The organism is Arsukibacterium sp. (genome assembly GCF_033722355.1).
Classification (GTDB): domain Bacteria; phylum Pseudomonadota; class Gammaproteobacteria; order Enterobacterales; family Alteromonadaceae; genus Alishewanella.
The window spans coordinates 1-2,098 of sequence record NZ_JAWVZF010000264.1; the positions used below are offsets into that span (position 1 = coordinate 1).

A 2,098-nucleotide genomic window follows, 5' to 3' on the forward strand; every position below is an offset into this window, starting at 1 on the left:
ACTGACGTTAATACCCGGCTTTCAGACAACGCTGTCTGTTCCTTTTTCATTTGGCTGGCCGCACCACGTACCGAGAAACTGCGCATCGCCTTTTCAAATTCTTCCGCTGTAATGTCGTTTATCAGCATCAGGCTGCGGATATCATCTTCGCTGGTAAAAGGCACCCGGCTGCGATGGATCTGATTGAATATGGCAGACGCAATCTGGTCACCCTTACCCATGTTTTTACCTACCAGATAGGCCCGGGCCAGCATATTCTGAATTTCCGGAGAAGCGGCCCGGATAAAATCAACATGTACTTTTTTAAACTCTGTGCCTTCAGGTAGTTTTTTTGCCAGGCTTTGCGCCACCGGTTCGAAACCGTAACAACCACCACAATAAAAAGAAAAATACTCTTTAACTTCAGGCTTGGCTGAGGCTTGCCCGGCGATAACCTGATAGTGTTTACCCTCAACAAACTTTGCGTTCGCACTGGCCGCCAAAGGCACTAACAGCGCAACAAAACACAGTGATAACAGCTTTTTCATTTTATCTTACTTCCTCAATCAGGCCGAAACGGCCTCTAGCTTAGCAAATTGTCAGTAGCCTGGCACCAGTGATAACGGAGGTTGTTGCAATAATGCCAGTTGCTCTTTTAACACCAGACATTGCTGCTCCCAATATTTATCGGTAGCAAACCAGGGAAAGCTTTGTACAAAGGCCTGATCCTGCCAGCGCCGTGCCAGCCAGGCCATATAATGCACAATACGCATTGCTCTGAGTGGCTCAATCAGTTTTAGTTCCGCAGGATCAAAATCGCAATACTGTTCATACTCGTCCAGCATCAGCTCCAGCGTTAACCGCTGCTCCTGCTGATCGCCGGAAAGCATCATCCAGATATCCTGAATCGCCGGCCCGGTGCGGCAATCGTCCAGGTCGACGAAAAAAGGGCCATTTTCAACGTAAAATAAATTGCCGGCGTGACAATCACCATGCAGCCGGATCTGCCGTTGTGGCCGGTATTGCCGGCTGGCTTCCGCTATCACCTGTTGTAACACAGTATCAAACGCCGGTCGCATATAGTCAGGAATAAGCTCGAGCTTTGCCAAAACCTGCTGGCTTTGTAACAAATGACTGTCAACACTTAAGGTAGGACGGTGGCTAAACGTTTTTTTTGCGCCGACCTGATGCATCCGGCCCAAAAACCGCCCCAGCATTGCCAGCTGCTCATCGTTATCCACCTCCAGCGTGCGGCCGCCTCTGCTTGGGAACACGGCAAAATAATAACCCTGATGCTGTAGCAGGCTGTCGCCGTTAAAGCGCAGCGGCGCCACCATCGGAATATCAGCATCAGCCAGTTCAAACGCAAAATCATGTTCTTCCTGAATTTGCTGTGAGCTCCAGCGCTCCGGCCGGTAAAACTTCACCACATACTTTTGTGCCTGCAAACTTCGGTTTGGATAAGCAGTAAACTGGTACACCCGGTTCTCGTAACTGTTCAGCGCCAGCAAACCGCTGCTGACATCCAGCTCAAGCTGAAACAACGCATCTAAAATCAGCTCGGGCCGCAGCGTTGCGAAATCAAACCGGCTGATTATGTCCTGCTTAACGGCCGGCAAAGAATTTATTTCCCTGGGTAACTTGATAACCATCATCAGACTGCTCGGTTACACTGAACTCAATATCCAGTACCGGTTTAGTTGCATTGTAAGGGTCGAGCGCCAGACTAACCGGAACATTAACACTTTCTCCACCGGCAATGGTCACCTGCGTTGGCCCAAGCCAGGTCAGGTTGTTTACGCCGGAAACGGCTAACTGATAAGTTTTTGGTTGCTGTGATTTATTAATGATGCTGAGGGTGTAGGTATTTTCAACCAGACCTTCCGGCGTTTCCCGGTAAAGGGCACCACGATCGCGGATAATATCCAGCTCTAACGGTTTTCTAAGATACAAATTCGTGGCAAAAGCACCACACACAACCAGCAAGACAACAAAATAACCGACCAGTTTAGGCCGCAGTATTCTGGTGGGTTTGCCTTTCAGACTGTGTTCGGTGGTATAACTTATCAGGCCAGGCGGATAGCCCATTTTTGCCATCGTGTCATCACAGGCGTCGATA

Annotated in this window: 3 protein-coding genes; all 3 read right to left on the reverse strand. The window is 49.3% G+C overall.

All coding sequences use genetic code 11. From position 1 onward, the window contains the following. The coding region (locus R3177_RS14625) for a thiol:disulfide interchange protein DsbA/DsbL (protein ID WP_318971742.1) at window positions 1–527 on the reverse strand (527 nt) is incomplete at its 3' end. A gap of 51 nt (window positions 528–578) precedes the next feature. Then, window positions 579–1,634, reverse strand: a complete 1,056-nt coding sequence (locus tag R3177_RS14630; RefSeq protein ID WP_413229098.1) for a serine/threonine protein kinase — start codon at window positions 1,632–1,634, stop codon at window positions 579–581. Continuing rightward, window positions 1,585–2,098: FixG Ig-like domain-containing protein (locus R3177_RS14635; RefSeq protein WP_318971743.1), on the reverse strand; the 514-nt coding region annotated here is incomplete at its 5' end. The genes R3177_RS14635 and R3177_RS14630, both read right to left, overlap by 50 nt.

Bases quoted from the DNA above. Each gene is read 5' to 3' on its own strand.
- R3177_RS14630 (WP_413229098.1), bottom strand. From the start codon at position 1,634: ATGATGGTTATCAAGTTACCCAGGGAAATAAATTCTTTGCCGGCCGTT.